This is a genomic window from Streptomyces sp. NBC_00207 (genome assembly GCF_045160965.1).
GTDB lineage: Bacteria > Actinomycetota > Actinomycetes > Streptomycetales > Streptomycetaceae > Streptomyces.
In genome coordinates this window covers 829,114-844,634 of the sequence record NZ_CP130715.1, presented here as the reverse complement: position 1 = coordinate 844,634, position 15,521 = coordinate 829,114, and the positions used below count along the sequence as shown (strand labels likewise).

General features: G+C 72.9%; 14 protein-coding genes. 6 read left to right on the top strand and 8 right to left on the bottom strand.

Annotation, left to right across the window (positions count from 1 at the left end; all coding sequences use genetic code 11):
* Positions 1 to 54 precede the first annotated feature (54 nt).
* The gene (locus OG472_RS04365) at positions 55 to 1,347 is read left to right on the top strand and encodes a PP2C family protein-serine/threonine phosphatase (RefSeq protein WP_405940927.1); all 1,293 of its coding nucleotides are present in this window, start codon (positions 55 to 57) and stop codon (positions 1,345 to 1,347) included.
* Between the two features lie 15 nt (positions 1,348 to 1,362).
* Here the strand turns inward: OG472_RS04365 and OG472_RS04360 are convergent, their stop codons facing one another.
* Positions 1,363 to 2,394 carry a saccharopine dehydrogenase NADP-binding domain-containing protein gene (locus OG472_RS04360; RefSeq protein ID WP_405940926.1) on the bottom strand — a complete coding sequence of 344 codons (1,032 nt, stop codon included), beginning with the start codon at positions 2,392 to 2,394 and terminating at the stop codon, positions 1,363 to 1,365.
* A gap of 96 nt (positions 2,395 to 2,490) precedes the next feature.
* On the opposite strand from OG472_RS04360, the gene OG472_RS04355 reads away from it, so the two are divergent.
* Positions 2,491 to 3,444, top strand: a complete 954-nt coding sequence (locus OG472_RS04355) for a helix-turn-helix domain-containing protein (RefSeq protein WP_401602853.1) — start codon at positions 2,491 to 2,493, stop codon at positions 3,442 to 3,444.
* Here the strand turns inward: OG472_RS04355 and tap are convergent.
* From tap to OG472_RS04340, 3 genes are all read right to left on the bottom strand, one after another.
* Positions 3,441 to 6,173: a telomere-associated protein Tap gene (gene tap, locus OG472_RS04350; protein WP_405940925.1), complete on the bottom strand. Its 2,733-nt coding sequence runs from the start codon at positions 6,171 to 6,173 to the stop codon at positions 3,441 to 3,443. The genes OG472_RS04355 and tap overlap by 4 nt on opposite strands.
* The gene (locus OG472_RS04345) at positions 6,160 to 6,660 is read right to left on the bottom strand and encodes an effector-associated constant component EACC1 (RefSeq protein ID WP_405940924.1); all 501 of its coding nucleotides are present in this window, start codon (positions 6,658 to 6,660) and stop codon (positions 6,160 to 6,162) included. The genes tap and OG472_RS04345 overlap by 14 nt, the downstream gene beginning before the upstream one ends.
* A gap of 152 nt (positions 6,661 to 6,812) precedes the next feature.
* Positions 6,813 to 7,457, bottom strand: a complete 645-nt coding sequence (locus OG472_RS04340) for a TetR family transcriptional regulator (protein ID WP_405940923.1) — start codon at positions 7,455 to 7,457, stop codon at positions 6,813 to 6,815.
* A 111-nt stretch (positions 7,458 to 7,568) separates the two neighbouring features.
* Here OG472_RS04340 and OG472_RS04335 point away from each other — a divergent pair, with 111 nt between their 5' ends.
* The gene (locus OG472_RS04335; RefSeq protein ID WP_405834765.1) at positions 7,569 to 8,552 is read left to right on the top strand and encodes an aldo/keto reductase; all 984 of its coding nucleotides are present in this window, start codon (positions 7,569 to 7,571) and stop codon (positions 8,550 to 8,552) included.
* 84 nt (positions 8,553 to 8,636) lie between these two features.
* Here the strand turns inward: OG472_RS04335 and OG472_RS04330 are convergent, their stop codons facing one another.
* Positions 8,637 to 9,056 (bottom strand): hypothetical protein, encoded by a 420-nt coding sequence (locus OG472_RS04330; RefSeq protein WP_405940922.1) that lies wholly within the window; start codon positions 9,054 to 9,056, stop codon positions 8,637 to 8,639.
* 115 nt (positions 9,057 to 9,171) lie between these two features.
* Between OG472_RS04330 and OG472_RS04325 the strand changes: the two genes are divergently transcribed.
* Positions 9,172 to 10,440, top strand: a complete 1,269-nt coding sequence (locus OG472_RS04325) for a S1 RNA-binding domain-containing protein (protein ID WP_405940921.1) — start codon at positions 9,172 to 9,174, stop codon at positions 10,438 to 10,440.
* A gap of 33 nt (positions 10,441 to 10,473) precedes the next feature.
* Here OG472_RS04325 and OG472_RS04320 read toward each other — a convergent pair whose 3' ends face one another.
* The gene (locus OG472_RS04320; protein WP_405940920.1) at positions 10,474 to 11,124 is read right to left on the bottom strand and encodes a TetR/AcrR family transcriptional regulator; all 651 of its coding nucleotides are present in this window, start codon (positions 11,122 to 11,124) and stop codon (positions 10,474 to 10,476) included.
* Positions 11,125 to 11,170: 46 nt separating this feature from the next.
* On the opposite strand from OG472_RS04320, the gene OG472_RS04315 reads away from it, so the two are divergent.
* Both OG472_RS04315 and OG472_RS04310 read left to right on the top strand, forming a co-directional pair.
* Entirely contained in the window at positions 11,171 to 12,775 is a 1,605-nt protein-coding gene (locus OG472_RS04315) for an FAD-dependent oxidoreductase (RefSeq protein WP_405940919.1), read from the top strand.
* A gap of 65 nt (positions 12,776 to 12,840) precedes the next feature.
* The gene (locus OG472_RS04310) at positions 12,841 to 13,500 is read left to right on the top strand and encodes a class I SAM-dependent methyltransferase (protein ID WP_401602838.1); all 660 of its coding nucleotides are present in this window, start codon (positions 12,841 to 12,843) and stop codon (positions 13,498 to 13,500) included.
* Here OG472_RS04310 and OG472_RS04305 read toward each other — a convergent pair.
* A complete protein-coding gene (locus OG472_RS04305) occupies positions 13,497 to 15,359 on the bottom strand; it encodes a glycoside hydrolase family 15 protein (RefSeq protein ID WP_405940918.1) in 1,863 nt (620 codons plus the stop codon). The two genes, OG472_RS04310 and OG472_RS04305, sit on opposite strands and share 4 nt — an antisense overlap.
* Positions 15,359 to 15,508 carry a hypothetical protein gene (locus OG472_RS04300; RefSeq protein WP_401602835.1) on the bottom strand — a complete coding sequence of 50 codons (150 nt, stop codon included), beginning with the start codon at positions 15,506 to 15,508 and terminating at the stop codon, positions 15,359 to 15,361. Before OG472_RS04300 ends, OG472_RS04305 begins: the two co-directional genes overlap by 1 nt.
* Positions 15,509 to 15,521 lie beyond the last annotated feature (13 nt).

Sequence of the window (15,521 nt, the reverse complement as noted above, 5' to 3'; positions counted from 1 at the left end):
GAGGTCCGCGACAGGCCCGACCTCCCCGGTCGCACCTATCGTGGGAGCAGACCCATGACGGTAGGGACGCGCGCGGACAGGTGGATCGTGAACGGATCCGGGATCGACTACGAGGCGGTCTTCCAAGCCCTGCCGGGCGCCGTCGCGCTGCTGACCCCCGACCTGGTGTACGTGGACGCCAACGAGGCCTTCCTGGTCACCTCCGGCCGCACCCGCGAGCAGCTCATCGGCCGCTACCTCTTCGACGTCTTCCCCGACAACCCCGGCGATCCGGAAGCCACCGGCATGCGGAACCTGCGCGACTCCCTGGAGCGGGTCGCCGCCACCGGGGAGCGCGACACCATGGCCCTGCAGCGCTACGACGTGGAGCACGCCAGTCGGCCGGGGGTGTGGGAAGAGCGGTACTGGAGCCCCGTCAACGTCCCCGTCCTCGCCTCCGACGGCAGCGTGGCGCTGCTCCTCCACCGCGTGGAAGAGGTCACCGAACTCATCCGGGCCCGCGGTGGCACCCGTACCGATACGGTCCGTGCCCGGGAGCTCGCGTCCGACCTCTACCTCCGCGGCCGGGAACTGCAGGAGGTCAACGCACGCCTGCGACAGGCCCATGCCCGTGAACGCGAGGTGGCCCTCCACCTCCAGGAGGCGATGCTGCCAGCGCCCCGCCCCCTGGACCACCACGAGGCAGCCGTCCGCTACCGGCCCGCCACCGCCGCCCTGAACGTGTGCGGCGACTGGTACGACCTCGTCGACATGCCCGAGCGCACCGCGGTCGCCGTCGGGGACGTCGTCGGCCACGGACTCCGGGCGGCCGGCGTCATGGGCCAGCTCCGCAGCGCCCTGTCGGCCGCCTCCCGCGTCGTCGTCGGCCCCGCCCAGGCCCTCGAAGTCCTCGGGCTGTACGCCCGCGCCATCGAGGGCGCCGAATCCACCACCGTGGTGTCGGTCTTCATCGACTGGAACGACCGCACCCTCACCTACAGCAGCGCCGGTCACCCCCCGCCCGCACTCTGCCATCCCGACGGCACCGTCAGTTTCCTCGACGAGGCGACCGACCCCCCGCTCGGCGCCCGGCCCGAACACACCCGCCGCCCGCAGGCCCGGACCGCCTTCACCGACGGCTCCGTCCTCGCCCTCTACACCGACGGCCTCATCGAACGCCGCCGCGAGGACATCGACGTCGGTCTCCGACGGCTCGCCGACGCGCTCGCCCGGCACCGCACCGCCGACCCCGACGCCCTCGCCGACGCCCTGCTGGCCGACCTCATTCCGTCCGTCGGCGTCACCGACGACGCGGCCCTCGTCATCCTCCGCCTGGAGGGCCGGGACCCACCCGGGGCGCCGGCGTGACGCCGCGCCCGCCGGTCAGTGCGGCAGCTCGACCGACACGTACGGGGACAGTGCCCGGAGGAACTCCGCCGCGTCGAACATCGCGCCGGCCGAGGCCACGCCCGTCGTCCGCGTGTGCCCGGCCAGGATGCGCTCGACGGCCTCCACCGCCAGCGGTGCGGTGACCGCGTAGATGTCCTGGCCGCGGGCCGAGGCGCGACGTTCGACGCCGCCCGCACTCACCACGACGTCGACGACGAAGGTCTGGTTCGACCGCCCGAGGGCGTCGACCGGCTCCGGCGCGGGCGTGTCCTCCTCGGTGAGGTCCTTCGCGGCCTCGACCGTCATGTACGTGCGCACCTCGGGCACCGTCACGTGGCTGGGAACGGTGACGACATCGGCCATCGTGAACTCCGCGATCACCGCCCGACGGCCCACCGGCTCGGGGAAGATCCAGTCCTGTTCCCACGGCTTGTCGTCGTGGTACTGCAGCGCGCCCTCCGCGAATCGCACCCGACGGCCGGCGCGGCGCTCGTGGGACACCCGGCCCGCCACCCGGGTGCCGGGCGTGGGGTGCCAGCCGTTCAGCCCGTACGCGACGTGCACCGCGTCCGCGGCGGTCCATTCCCCCATCGCCGCGGTCACCAACAGGTCGCCCAGTCCGCCGTAGAACGCCATCGCAGGCACCACGGGCGTGTCCGCCTTCCGGGCTGCTTCCGCATGGTCGGCGAACATCGAGACGTTCGCCTCGATCTCCGCCGCGACGTCGACGTACGGGATCCCCGCGCGCAGGGCCGCTTCCACGACCGGGCCCGCCGTCAGCGCGAAGGGTCCCGCGCAGTTGACGACAGCCGCCGCGCCGGCGAGGGCCCGGTCCAGCGAGCCCGCGTCGTCCACGGCGGCCGGCTGTACCTCCACGTCTCCCCACTCGGCGGCCAGCGCCGCCAACCGGTCCGCGTCGCGGCCGGAGATGACGGTGGCGAAACCACGCCTTCGCAGTTCGGCGACGACGAACCGACCCGTGTGCCCGGTCGCCCCGTACACCACCACTGCAGCTTTCGTGCTCATCGTTCCCCGCTCTCGATGTCCTGGTGGATTCAGTCTCGGTGCGGGCGGCGTCCGGCGGTGATGGTCTGGAACGACATCATGCGTACACTTTCGGACATGCCCACTGTCGCACTGCTGGCCGCCGGTCACCTGCTGCACTTCGAACTGGCGGTGGCCTACGAGATCTTCGGCAATCCTCCGCGCGAGGCCGCGAAGGGCTGGTACGACGTACTGCTCTGCGGGCCCGGTCCGGTCCGGGTCGGCCCGTTCATGGTCGAGCCCGACCACGGGCTGGAGCGCGTGGCCGGCGCCGACACGGTGATCGTGCCCGCGTGCGCCGACATCGACGATCCGCCGCCGGCGGAGCTGATCGAAGCCGTGCGCGCGGCCCACGCGGCGGGGGCCCGGGTCGCCTCCCTGTGCACCGGAGCGTTCGTACTCGGCGCCGCCGGCCTGCTGGACGGCCGGCGGGCCACCACCCACTGGGCTCATGCCGCGGAGTTGAGCGCGCGTCATCCGCTGGCCGTCGTCGACCCGGACGTCCTCTACACGGACAACGGAAGCGTCCTCACGGCTGCGGGCAAGGCCGCCGCGGTGGACCTCTGCCTCCACCTGATCCACCTCGACCACGGCGCCACCATCGCCAACTCCGTCGCCCGGCGCCTGGTCATGCCGCCCCACCGGCCGGGCGGCCAGGCCCAGTTCGTGGCCACGCCGGTGCAGGCCGGGGGCGACCACGCACTCGCCCACCTGCTCGCCTGGGTCCAACAGCGGCTGGACCAGCCGCTGACGGTGACCGACCTGGCCCGGAAGGCGAACACGAGCCCGCGCAACCTCGGAAGGCAGTTCCGGTCGGTGATCGGCCAGACGCCGCTCCAGTGGCTCCTGACCCAGCGCGTACGCCGCGCCCAGGAACTGCTGGAGGCCACCGACGAGACCATCGAGGCGGTGGCCCTCGCCACCGGCATGGGGACCGCCACGACACTGCGGCGCCAGTTCAAACGGATCGTCGGGGTCCCGCCCGACAGCTACCGCCGCTCGTTCCGCAGCGCGGCCCCCGGCCCGGCCTAGCCGCCGTCACCGTCGGCGTCGGCGTGGGCGTCGGCGGTGGGTGTGTCGCCTCCGATGTGGTCCGCGATGTTGACGTCCGGTCCGTGTTCCTCGCGCATCCGCTCGGCCCACGCCACCGTCCGCGTACCTGCGTGGGTGGCCAACCCCGGCGAGATGCCCAGCCGGAAGGTCCCCGGGAGCGGCTTGCCCTCGGCCGTGTGGGGGAGGAGGTCCAACGGCGAGGGGCCGTCGGAGGCGTACACGACGCGGTCGGCCGAGACCGCCACCGGGAACAGGCCCGTCTCCTGCGCCAGCCTGACCATCTTGCGGTGCGCGTTGACCCGGGCGGCCGCGGTGACGGCGGCGCGGATGTCGGGCCGCCAGGTCGCGCGCTGCGGGGCCGACCAGGGCCGCCGGGGCCCGCGGCCCGCCTCGGGCGGGCCCTCACCGAGCTTGGCCACGCCGCCCTCGGCGGTGGCCGCGATCGCGTCGAGCACGCCGGCCAGCCCGGGATCGCCCTGCCGGTGGACGGCCAGGGCGTCCAGGAGCTCCCGGCCGCCGAGACCGGCGCTGACGCCCAGCTCGGCCATGGTGGCCAGGTAGCCGTCTCGTATCCGCTTGTGCCAGGGCTCCAGGTAGGCGCCGCCCGCGGCCCGGACGTACGCCTCGACGGGCCGAACGGGGAAGCCCAGTTCCAGGGCGTAGGCGAGGGTCGGGGTCGTGTACCAGGCCGCGCCGGTCGGCGGCCGGCCGTCGGGTGTGAACGGGGAGGGCAGGCGCTCGTCGAGGGCGACGGCAGACAGGTCCACCAGCCAACTGCCGGGCAGCGACTTGTCGAAGGCGGGCCGCGCGACGTGCACGGGCGCGTCCAGGCCCACCCGGAGCCGGCTCGCCGCCGCGGTGAGCGGCAGGGTTACCCTGATGGCGACCACGTACGCCTTGAGGCGTTCGGCACCGGTCAGCGGACGCGACCAGCGGTGTGCGTCCTCCCGCAGGACCTGGTCCGGGGTGCGCCGGTGCGACGGGGGGTGCAGGCCGGCGAGCATCGGGTGCCCGTCCGGGGCCTCACAGGGCGCACAGTCCACCGCCCCCGTGAGGGCCCCGGGATTCGGCGCGGACACCCAGCCCCCGGTCCGCTCGTCCCTGACGGCGCGGGTCGGCGGCCTCAGCGCGGTCATCAGCGACAGCCCCGTGGCGGCGGCGGAGCCGTGCGGGGTGATGATGCGCTCCGCGTACGTACCGAGCAGCCGGACGACCTCGGCCGGCGGCAACTGCGCGGTCGGGCCCCAGTGATGGGGGTCCAACGCACCCCAGGGCAGGAGGCACAGCTGCACGCACTGGCGCCGGCCGTCGCGGATGGGGCGGTAAAGCCTGGCCCACGGGCCGAAGCCGTGTCCGGTCGGCTGCCAGTCTGCCTGCCGCAGCTGCTTGAGGACCTCGTGGTCGTCCGGCAGGCGCAGGGAGCCGGAGGACCACTCGCCCTCCGGGCGCGCCGGGAGACCGAACCGAACGGCTGCGCCAGCGGTGAGCACGAGCAGCGGATCGGCTTCCTTGCCGTTGCGGTTCAGCCTCGGCGCGCCGAGCCGAGCCCGGGTGAGCGCCCACTCCAGGAGCGATTCGAGCGTCCGGGCGGAACAGTCCAGCACCACGCCGGCCGCGCAGTGGGCCCGCACCCGGCCGTCCTCCGCGTCGGCGTCGATGACGGCCAGCGGCCCGTTGTCGAAGCGCCTCCCGGGCGGGGCGTCGCCGGGGTGCCGGGCACTCGTGGTGGCTGCCGTCGGCGTGGTGGGTGCGGCCGGTGTGAAGGCTGCGCTCATCGTGCCCGCTGCGGCATCCTGCCCGGTGGGTACGGCGGCACGGCCGGGCGCGGCGGCGGCGCGGTTGCGCAGCCGGATCCGGGCGGCGACGGAGTTCTGGGCGAACTGCTGCGGCTCGGGGCTGCCGCGCTCGCGCATGCGCCGCAGGATCCGGCGCCAGGCGTCCTCCAGGCTGAGCTCCGCGCCCGCGTCGGCGACGCCGTGTTCCAGCAAGGTGATCAGCAGGCCGGTGAATTCCGGGAACCGGGCACCCCGGGGGACGAAGGAGCGCCGCGTCGGCGGAGCCGAGGTCAGCACACAGTCCCCGTAGTCGTCCTCGTCCCCGGCGGCGTCGCCGTCCCCGTCCCCGTGCCCATCCCCGACCGTGTTCGGGTGCCGGCTTGTGTGCGCGCCCATCGGGAGGCCCGGGGCGGGCCCGCTCCCGCCCGAGTGCTCGGGCTCATCCAGTGCGTGGGCGAGATCGGTACGCGTGGGCACAGCGATGGCGGACATGGCACCGGCCAGGCCGCTGCAGCAGCAGTCCAGCACCGTCACCCGGTGGCGCGCCCGGTACCCGGCCTGCCGCACCACGTCGCGTAACGCCCGGTACGGCAGCGTCCCGATCTGCGGATGATCCGCGTCCGCCTCGGCCAGCGCCAGATACAGCTTCTCCTCGCGGTCGCGCAGCCCGTGCCCGGCGAAGTACACGAAGAGGGTGTCCGTGGCCTCGAGGGCCGCGTCCCGCACCGCGCCCAGGACGCGGGCCGCGGAGGCGTCCGCGCCCAGCACCGTGACGTGAGCGGCGGGCAGGCCCCAGACCGACGGGTCGCGCAGCAACTCGGCGAGCCGGTGTGCCCCGGCGGCCGCCGCGGGCAGCGGGGCCAGGTCCGGGTGGGCGTAGCCGTCGACCCCGATCAGCACCGCCCGGCTCGCGAACGGGTCAGGAACCGGCACCGTGGGCATCCTCCGGTGCCGCGCCCTGCGACCGGCCGGGGGCGGACCGCGGGCCGTCCCCGGGGGTTCCGCCCTCGGGATTCCCGGCTGCCCCCGCGCCGGCCAGGGCCCGTACGAAGCGGGCCACGTCCTCCTCGGTGCCGTCCTCGATGACGACGCGGACGCCCTCGTGCTCGACCACCAGCCGCGCGCCGGAGCGCAGGCGGGGCGGGAGCGACGCGCGGAAGGTCCGGTGCGCGTACACGAGCGCGGCGGTCGAGAATCCGGAGGAGATCGCGAGACTGATCCACTCGACGAGATCGCCCGACATCGCGCCTTCCGGGGAGTCCGCACGGACCCGGCGCACCACCGCGTGCCGGGAGACCTCGCGATCCTGGGCCAGCCAGTCGGCGAAATCCCCGGTCAGCCCCGCGGTCTCATCCGGACCCAGGCCGCCCTCGGCGGGCCCGCCGCCCACTCCGCCCCCGTCACCACTGTCGATCCGCACGCGCATACCAGCAGCCCCCGCTTCTCCCGCATGCCGGCCACCCCACTGACACCAGTGCAGGCCGCACCGCCGTCACCACCGGCACCACATTATCGAGGCACCCGCGGCCCACCGGTGCGACCCCGCCCGACTTCACCCGACCCTGCCGGGCTTCAACTCCCGTCCCCGTGCGGTGCGGTGATCCGGCGTACGGCCTCGACCACGGCCGCCCGGTGGCGGGCGAGCTCCTCGGGCGCCCAGCCGGTCCCTGCCTCGCCGGTCCCTGCCTCGCCGGTCGTCGCACCGCCGGCTGCGCCGCCCGCCGCGGTACTGCCCACGGCCGGACCGCCGAACGCGCCGAACCAGGCCTGCGACATGGCCACCACCAGCGTCAGCACGTCGGCGGCGTCCAGCCCGCCGTCCATCCGGCCCGCATCCTGCGCCTGCCGCACGGCTGCGATCTTGCCCTGGTAGGACGCCGCCTCGGTGTCCGTGCTCCCCGGACGTTCCAGCTGCTTCCACAGCACCAGACGCATCAGCGACGGCCGCGCGACGAGGTGGTCGAAGACGGCGCCCGCGTAGCCGGGCAGGTCGTCGACGTCGAAGGGCACCGACTCCGAGCCCGTCTCCAGCGCCCGCTGGAGCACGGCGTCGAAGAGCTGCTCCTTGTTGCCGTAGTAGACGTAGATGAGCCGCTTGTTCGCCTGCGCGGCCTCGGCGATGCGGTCGACCCGAGCGCCGGCGATGCCGTACGTCGCGAACTCGGAGAAGGCCGCGTCGAGCAGCCGTGCCTTGGTCGCGCTGGAATCCCTTGCCATGGCCTGCAGCCTAGCAAGTAACTATCTGGTTATTGACAACCGGCGCGCGTGCGATGCATGCTCTATCTATCCAGTTAGTTACTTATGAGGGAGACCGTGATGGAGACTGCGATGGAGATCCGTGCGCTGGGCGGCCAGGGACTGGAGGTCGGCGCCGAGGGGCTCGGCCTGATGGGCATGAGCGCCCACTACGGAGCCACGGACGAGACCGAGTCGCTGGCCACGATCGACCGCGCCCTGGAGCTCGGCGTCACCCTGCTCGACACCGCCGAGGGCTACGGTCCCTTCCTCAACGAGCAGCTCCTCGGCAAGGCCCTCACCGGCCGCCGCGAAGCCGCCGTGATCGCCACGAAGACCGGCGTCGAGTTCACCGACGAGGGTGCCTTCCGCGGGCACAACGCCACACCCGAGTACATCCGCCGCTCGGCCGACCGTTCCCTGCGCCACCTGGGCACGGACCACATCGACCTCTACTACCTGCACCGCATCGACCCGAACGTGCCCGTCGAGGAGAGCGTGGGCGCCCTGGCCGAGCTCGTCGCCGCCGGCAAGGTCCGCCACATCGGCCTGTGCGAGGCCGCGCCCGCCACCATCGCCCGCGCCCACGCCGTCCACCCGCTGGCCGCCGTGCAGACCGAGTACAGCCTCTTCGAGCGCGGTATCGAGCACGACGGCGTCCTCGACACCCTGCGCGAGCTCGGCATCGGGCTCGTCGCGTACTCCCCGCTCGGCCGTGGATTCCTCTCCGGCGCGATCACCAGCCCCGACGACTTCGCCGCCGACGACTTCCGCCGCACCGACCCCCGTTTCCAGGGCGAGAACTTCGGCCGCAACCTGGCCGTCGTCGACCAGGTGCGCCGTCTCGCCGCCGAGAAGGGCGTCACGCCTTCCCAGCTCGCGCTGGCCTGGACCCTGCGCCAGGGTGCGGTGCCCATCCCGGGCACCAAGCGCCGCCGCTACCTCGAGGAGAACATCGCCGCCACCGCGGTGACGATCACCGACGCGGACCTGGCGGCCATCGACGCCGTGGCCCCCCACGGCGTGGCCTCGGGCGACCGCTACGCCCCGGAGCTGATGCAGTCACTGAACGGCTGAACGGCTGATCTGCCGAACCGCTGAACGGCCAACCGGCCAATCGGCCTGCGGGCCCGGGTCGGTGTCCCGGCGCGACCGGATGTGTCAGCCGCCGGCCGGTCGCCGGCCCGGGCCGAGGAAACGCGTGACGGCCGAGTCCAGGAGGCGGCCGAACTCCTCGCGGCCGGTGATCCGCGGGCCTTCGGCCACGACCTCGTCCCCGGTCAGCGCATCGAGGTCCGCCCAGCCGCCGCGGTACAGGACGATCTGCAGTTCGCTCCACGCGTCGGCGCCCAGGATGCGTATGCCGACCGAGTCCGGGGCGGCGACGAGGGTGCGGTCGGTCTCCAGTCGCTGGGGCCAGGGAGCCCCTCCGTCCCGCCAGGTGACGGGCCCGGGGTCGTGGCCGGCCGCGGTCCAGGTGGGGAGGCGTGCGGTGATCTCGGCCGCGGCCCGATCGAGGTCGATGACGTGGTCCATGGAACGATCTTCGCCGCTTCCGCTGCCCATGTGTATGAGATCCATGCCCAGAGGCTCTGCGTGTACCCGACGCGACCGCTGGCCCCGGGCCATTGGGGCGCCGACCGGCGCCGGCAGGCCCGGGTGCCGCCGGCTCCCGGCGGGTAGGGAGGATGGGGGCGTGCTTCCCTACGTCTACTGCGTCACCAAGTACGATCCGGCCGACCGCGATGAACGCGGCTGCTACACCGGCCCCGAGGACTGCGTCAGCGATCACGGTGAGGTCGAGGCGGCCTACCTCCGGGCGATCGAGGCGTTCGCCGCCGACTCCGGCATCGACCGCCTGTCCGTACGCGAGCCGCAGATCGCGTCCTTCGTGCACTTCGGCGCCGAGCCGCCCATGGAGGGCTACGGACTGGACGAGATCTTCCCGAGCGGTCCCTCCGGGCGGGTGGGCTTCCACGATGGCGCGGAGGTTTCGCTCGACACCGCGCTCGAACTGGTGCGGGTCATGCTGCGCGACGGGGGTGCCTGGTGCCGGCTGGAGGTGGAGGACGCGTTCGCCGTGCACGTCGGATGGGACCAGTACCTCTACATCGGCAGCAGTTCCCCGTGCGAGGAGGCGCAGGTCCGGGCCCGCGCGCTCGGGCTCTTCCCGGAACGCATGGGCGCGTCCCCGCACGACGTGGAGGCCGAGCAGGAGACCGACGGGGAAGAGGTCCAGCGGCCGGGCGACGACGCGTTCTGGGCGCGCCTGCGCCATGCCGTCGGCGTGTGCGAAGCGGGACTCCTGGAGGAGGAGCCCGTCGAAGGCATATCCCGTTACCACCGCCTCACCCACGAGACCCTCGACGCGGTGCGCGCCGGACTCGCCCCCCGCGCCCGGTTGTCCGTGTGGCCGGACCTGTCCTGCGACATCGACGCGGTCCTCGGCGGTATGCCCGTCGACGGCCTCATCGAGGGCGTATGGCAGGAGGAGGACGGCCGGATCCACAGCGCCGCCGTCGACGAGGGGGAGTTCCCGGAACTGGCCGCCCGGATCTCCCGCGCGGGTGCGGCGGCGCTCCTGCCCATGTACGCCGACGAACGCGTGCCCTTGTTCACCGCCGTCATGCCGGACGCCGACGGAGTGGTACGGGCCCGCTGGCGGACCGATCCCACGCCGAGCGACCGGAACTGGGCCTTCCTCAAGACCCGGGACCTTCGGCGAGGCCAGGTCGTGACCGGTACGGTCATCCACATCGCGGACTTCTGCGTCACGTTCGTGGACATCGGCGGCTTCACGGCGATGATCAACATCCCCCAACTGTCGTGGCTCCCCATCGACCACCCCTCGGAGGTCGTCTCCGTCGGGCAGGAGATCACCGCGGAGATCCTCGACGTCGACCCGGTCCGCGAACGCGTGTCACTCTCGCTCAAGGCCTTGCTCGCAGACCCACGAGGAGAGTGAGCTTCGGACCCGTCGCGGGCGCTGCCATGGCGCTCAGGGTCCGCCGGGCCTGCCTCCGGACGTCTCCGGCAGGGCCCGCTCCAGGGCGTCGAACGCCGCGTTCACCCGCATGCGGTGGTCCTCGGCCACGTCCGCCGCGCGCTCGCCGGCGAGCAGCCGGCCGGCCGTGATCACGTACACGGCCCGGTACGCGGCCACGGTCAGGGCCGCCGTCAGTCGGGCGTCGGGGCCGCCGATCGCCTCGGCCAGCGCGTTCTCCACCTCCTCCACGCCCTCGCGCGCCCGCGCCCGCAGTGCGGGGGAGTCGAGCACGATCCGCCAGAAGTGCGGGAAGGTGTCGCCGACGCCCGCCAACGGGTGGCGTTCGTCGAGGAGTCGGAGCAGCAGCAAGCGCAGGGCGCCGAGCTGGGACCGGCCCTCCGCGCGGTCGCGCACCGCTGCCGTGAACAGTTCGACGGCTTCGGGGATCCGGTCGAGGAAGAGGTCCTCCTTGCGCGGGAAGTGGTTGAACACCGTCATCGTCGAGACGTTGGCGGCCTTGGCGACCTCCGCCACGGTCACGTGGTCGAAGCCCCGTGCCACGAACAGCATCGTCGCCTCGTCGGAGATCCGCTGCCGGGTCTCGCGCTTCTTGAGCTCGCGCAGGGAGAGCGGTGCTGCCTTCGCGTCGGTCCCTTGATTCATGAGAACACTATAGCGACTACAAGATTTGAGTGACTATAGTGAACGCATGAACTCGAACTTAGAGCCGGCCGTGGCCGTGGACGTGGTGGTGTCCGGCGGCGGCCCCGTCGGACTGATGCTGGCCTGCGAACTCCGCCTCGGCGGGGCCCGCGTGGTCATCGTGGAACGACGTACGGATGTGGACCAGACCATCAAGGCGGGGTCGATCAACACGCCGACCGCCGAAGCCTTCTACCGACGCGGGCTGCTGCCCGCGATAGCGGAGGTGCAGCAGCGCACGCTCGACCAGGTCCAGGCCTTCATGCGCGGCCGGCCGGGAGGTGCAGTGGACGGACAACCCCCGCGCACGCCACCCAAGTTCGCCGGCCACTTCGGCGGGATCATGCTGAGCGGCGCTCTGCTGGACGAGGCCGACCCCGACTTCACGCACGCCGGGCCGGCCGGTGACGTGGCCCTCGTACCCCAGCAGGAAGTCGAGCGGCTGCTCGCCGAACGCGCCGCGCAGCTCGGCGTCGATCTGCGCCGGGGCGTGGAGTTGACGGGCTTCGACGCCGAGGACGACGGGGTCACGGTCCGCACGGCCCCGGTCGGCGGCGGACCGGACCGGACGCTGCGCGCCGGCTGGCTCGTCGGCTGCGACGGCGGCCGCAGTACGGTGCGCAAGCTCGCGGGCTTCGCCTTCCCCGGTTCGGATCCGCAGATCACCGGCCACCAGGCCGTCGTCACCATGACCGGCGCCGAAACCCTGAAGCGCGGCTGGAACCACACCGGCACCGGAACGTACGTCCACGGCCCCGTCCCCGGCCGCATCCTCACGGTCGAATTCGACGGCGCGCCCGCAGACCGCGAGGCACCCGTCACCGCCGAGGAGTTGCAGTCGAGCCTGCGGCGGGTCACCGGGCTGACGGACATCACGGTCACCGAGGTGCACACCGCCACCCGCTTCACCGACAACGCCCGCCAGGCGGCCGACTACCGGGCCGGCCGGGTGCTGCTCGCGGGGGACGCCGCGCACGTCCACTCGCCGTTCGGCGGCCAGGGGCTGAACCTCGGCATCGGTGACGCGCTGAACCTCGGCTGGAAGCTCGCCGCGGTGGTCCGGGGGCAGGCCCCCGAAGGGCTCCTGGACTCGTACACGGCCGAGCGCCATCCGATCGGGGCGTGGGTGCTCGACTGGACCCGGGCGCAGATCGCCCTGATGCGGCCGGAACCGCATTCCCGTGCCCTGCTCGATGTCGTCACCGAGCTGATGGGGACCGCCGCCGGCACCACCCACTTCGTCAAGAAGATCTCCGGGGTATGGCAGCGGTACGACCTTCCCGGCAGTCACCGGCTGGTGGGCCGCAGCGCCCCCGACCTCGAACTCGCCGATGGGCGCCGCCTCGCGGACCTGATGCACGAGGGACGGGCGCTGCTTCTGGATCTCGCGGACGACGCGGAACTCAGGGCGGTGGCCGAGGGGTACGGAGACCGGGTGCGGGTGGTCACCACCACCTGCCCCGCCGGGCCCGCGCCGGCCGGGCTGCTCGTGCGCCCCGACGGATGCACCGCCTGGGCGGCGGACGCGGCCGACGACCGCGCGGACGCGGTGCAGGGCCTCGCCGCGTCCCTGGCACAGTGGTTCGGAGCCCCCGCACCCGTGGGGGGCTGACGAGCGGGGCATCCGGCGGGGGCCCCGCACCGGGCTCGATCGCGCAAGCCCTACTGTCGTCCCCCGTGACCGAACTCTCCGCGCACCTCCGTGCGACATCAGACGCCTACGACGCCGTAGCCGTGCGATATGCAGCCCTCTTCCGCAACGTGCTCGACGATCTTCCGCTGGACCGCTCGGTCCTCGCCGCGTTCGCCGATCTCGCGCGAGCCGCAGACGCCGGACCCGTCGCCGAGCTGGGATGTGGTCCCGGATACGTGACGGCACACCTGCGCGACCTCGGGCTGGACGTCTTCGGCGTCGACGTCTCGCCGGTGATGATCGACCTCGCCCGGGAGGCCTACCCCGACCTGCGCTTCGAAGTCGGTTCGATGGACGCCCTGGACCTGGCCGACGGCACGCTGGGCGGCATCGTGTGCTGGTACTCGGTCATCCATGCTCCACCGCACGAAATGCCGTCCCACCTCGCCGAGTTCCGCCGCGTGCTGGTTCGGGGAGGCACCCTCCTGCTCGCCTTCTTCGAGTCCGAGGGCGGGCCGGTGGAGCCGTTCGACCACAAGGTGACGACGGCCTACCGGTGGCCGATCGACGTCCTCGCGGGGCTGGCCCGCGAGGCCGGGTTCGTCGAAGTCGGACGGATGCTCCGCGAGCCACTCGCGGAGGAACGGTATCGCCGCGGTCATCTTCTGATGCGCTGCGAACCCGATCGCCCAGACGCGTCCTAGCGGTTCGCGTCCAGGTCGAGCTCCGTGTCGAGGGCGAGGGCCGCGGCGATGAGGGCGAGGTGTGTGAAGGCCTGCGGGAAGTTGCCCAGTTGCTCCCCGGTGGGTCCGATCTCCTCGGCGAACAGCCCCACGTGGTTCGCGTAGGTGAGCATCTTGTCGAAGGCGTACCGGGCCTGCTCGAGCTGCCCGGCGCGCGCGAGGGCGTACACGTAGAGGAAGGTGCACAGGGAGAAGGTGCCCTCGGAGCCCTGCAGGCCGTCGGGAGAGGCGGCGGGGTCGTAGCGGTAGACGAGGCTGTCCGAGACGAGTTCGCTGTCCATCGCCTCCAGGGTGGACAGCCAGCGCGGATCCTTCGGCGTGATGAAGTCGACCAGCGGCATGAGCAGCAGGGAGGCGTCGAGCACGGTGCTTCCGAAGTGCTGGACGAACGCCCGGCGCTCCTCGCTCCACCCGCGCGTCATGATCTGCTGCAGGATGGCGTCGCGCGCGGCGGTCCACCGCGGTACGTCGGCCGGGCGGGCGAGGGCGGCGGCCCGGCGGATGCCGTGGTCGAGGGCGACCCAGCACATGAGGCGGCTGTAGGTGAAGTCCTTCTGGCCGCCCCGGGTTTCCCAGATGCCCTCGTCGGGCCGGTCCCAGTTGTCGCACAGCCAGTCCAGTACGGCGGCGGAGTGCTGCCAGCCGTCGTAGCCGACGACCTCGCCGCTCCCGCCCGTCTGGGCGAGGGCGAAGACGGCCTCCCCGTAGATGTCCAACTGCAGTTGGCCGGCAGCGCCGTTGCCGGCGCGCACCGGGGCGGAGCCCCGCCAGCCCGCCAGGTGTCCCAGTACCTCTTCGGCCAGGTACGGGTCGCCGTCGACCCGGTACATGATCTGCAGCGGCTCGCCGTTGGGGGCCCCTCCGTCGTGCATCCGCTGCTGGAGCCACTTGCGGAAGGCGTACGCCTCCTCGGTGAACCCCAGGTCGCGCATCGCGCGAACCGCCAGGGATGCGTCGCGGATCCAGGTGTAGCGGTAGTCCCAGTTGCGCTCGCCGCCCTCCTGCTCGGGCAGGCCCATCGTGGCGGCGGCGATCGGCGCGCCCGTGGGCGCGTACGTCATGAGCTTGAGGGTGATGGCAGAGCGGTTGACGATCTGCTGCCAGCGGCCGCGGTAGGTGCAGTGGCCGATCCAGCCGTGCCAGAAGCGGCGTACGGCGCTGAACGCCTCCGCCAGGTCGTCCGCGTTCAGGAGCCGTGGGGGCTCGCCCGCGCCGTCGCACACCGTCAGGACGACGGCCGCGCGCTCACCGGCCGTCAGGGTCGCCGTGGCGCGCACGTCGTTCCCGTCGGCTTCCAGCGGAACGGGGCCGACGGCTTGGAGGTGTGCGGTGATGCCCGGCCCGTCGAAGCGCGCGATGGCGCCGCCCAGGGTGAGTTCGTGGGGCGCGCGGCCGTAGTCGAAGCGCGGCCGGCACTCCAGGGCGAAGCGCACGGAACCCCGTACCGCCCGCAGCACCCGCACCACCTGGTGGCGGTCGGTGGCGGTGTGCGGATCGTGGACGGGCATGAAGTCGACCACCTCGCCCACGCCCTCACGCGTGAGGAAGCGGGTGATCAGCAGGGCGGTGTCGGCCAGGTAGAGCTGGCGGGTGACGACCCCCGCCTCGGTCCCCGGCCCACCGCCCGAGACACCTTCGGGCGCCTCCGCGGTGATGGCGAAGTATCCGCCGCGCTCGTCGTCGAGCAGCCCGGCGAAGACGCTGGGCGAGTCGAAGCGCGGTGAGCAGAACCAGTCCATCACGCCTTCGGAGGAGACGAGCGCACAGGTCTGCAGGTCTCCGATCAGACCGTGCTCGGCAATCGGCGGATAGGGACGCATCAGCCCTCCACGGCGTGCAGCCGCTGCCCGGCGGGCAGCGGCAGGTGCGCGGCCGACGGGGGTTCGGCCGATGCGTGGTGCCTCTCCGGGGCCACAGGACGCTCGTCCGGGCAGATCTCATTCTCGTGTCCCCCGCCGGTGATCGCCATGCGGGCAGGGCAG

What these genes read in the sequence shown, in the direction of transcription:
- OG472_RS04365 (WP_405940927.1), top strand. Translation starts at nt 55, where the DNA reads ATGACGGTAGGGACGCGCGCGGACAGGTGGATCGTGAACGGATCCGGG.
- OG472_RS04360 (WP_405940926.1), bottom strand. Translation starts at nt 2,394, where the DNA reads ATGAGCACGAAAGCTGCAGTGGTGGTGTACGGGGCGACCGGGCACACG.
- OG472_RS04355 (WP_401602853.1), top strand. Translation starts at nt 2,491, where the DNA reads ATGCCCACTGTCGCACTGCTGGCCGCCGGTCACCTGCTGCACTTCGAA.
- OG472_RS04340 (WP_405940923.1), bottom strand. Translation starts at nt 7,457, where the DNA reads ATGGCAAGGGATTCCAGCGCGACCAAGGCACGGCTGCTCGACGCGGCC.
- OG472_RS04335 (WP_405834765.1), top strand. Translation starts at nt 7,569, where the DNA reads ATGGAGATCCGTGCGCTGGGCGGCCAGGGACTGGAGGTCGGCGCCGAG.
- OG472_RS04330 (WP_405940922.1), bottom strand. Translation starts at nt 9,056, where the DNA reads ATGGATCTCATACACATGGGCAGCGGAAGCGGCGAAGATCGTTCCATG.
- OG472_RS04320 (WP_405940920.1), bottom strand. Translation starts at nt 11,124, where the DNA reads ATGAATCAAGGGACCGACGCGAAGGCAGCACCGCTCTCCCTGCGCGAG.
- OG472_RS04315 (WP_405940919.1), top strand. Translation starts at nt 11,171, where the DNA reads ATGAACTCGAACTTAGAGCCGGCCGTGGCCGTGGACGTGGTGGTGTCC.
- OG472_RS04305 (WP_405940918.1), bottom strand. Translation starts at nt 15,359, where the DNA reads ATGCGTCCCTATCCGCCGATTGCCGAGCACGGTCTGATCGGAGACCTG.
- OG472_RS04300 (WP_401602835.1), bottom strand. Translation starts at nt 15,508, where the DNA reads ATGGCGATCACCGGCGGGGGACACGAGAATGAGATCTGCCCGGACGAG.